This is a genomic window from Aphanothece microscopica RSMan92, from assembly GCF_046613545.2.
Classification (GTDB): domain Bacteria; phylum Cyanobacteriota; class Cyanobacteriia; order PCC-6307; family Cyanobiaceae; genus NIES-981.
This window is the reverse complement of record NZ_JBKKKY020000675.1, coordinates 1-380: the sequence shown is the minus strand read 5'-3', so window position 1 is coordinate 380 and position 380 is coordinate 1. Positions and strand designations below refer to the sequence as shown.

Annotated in this window: 1 pseudogene; it reads right to left on the bottom strand. The window is 72.6% G+C overall.

Going from position 1 to position 380, the window contains the following annotated elements:
• Nucleotides 1–380, bottom strand: a pseudogene (locus ACLD7X_RS19580) (hypothetical protein); the annotation flags it as partial.

The following is a 380-nucleotide window of genomic DNA, read 5'->3' as shown; positions in this document are numbered from 1 at the left end:
TGTGGCGGCGGTACCTGAAGCCCGGGCGTCCAACCCGACGGCGGTCGCGGCGGTTCCGGTGGCATTGGCGCGAGGACCCAGTGCCGTCGCCTGTTGCCCTGAGGCCAGGGCCTCAAACCCGACGGCGGTCGCGGAGGGTCCGGTGGCATTGGCGCTAGGACCTATTGCCGTCGCCTGTCCCCCTGAGGCCAGGGCCTCGGCCCCGACGGCGGTCGCGGCGGTTCCGCTGGCGTTGGCGTTGCGCCCCAAGGCCGTGGTGTCCTCTCCTGTGGCGTTGGCCAGGTAACCGGTGGCGGTAGCGCCTGCTCCAGCCGCCCTGGCCTGGTCACCAAGGGCTGTCGCCGCTGAGCCGGAGGCGTTGCTGCGGTAGCCGATGGCGA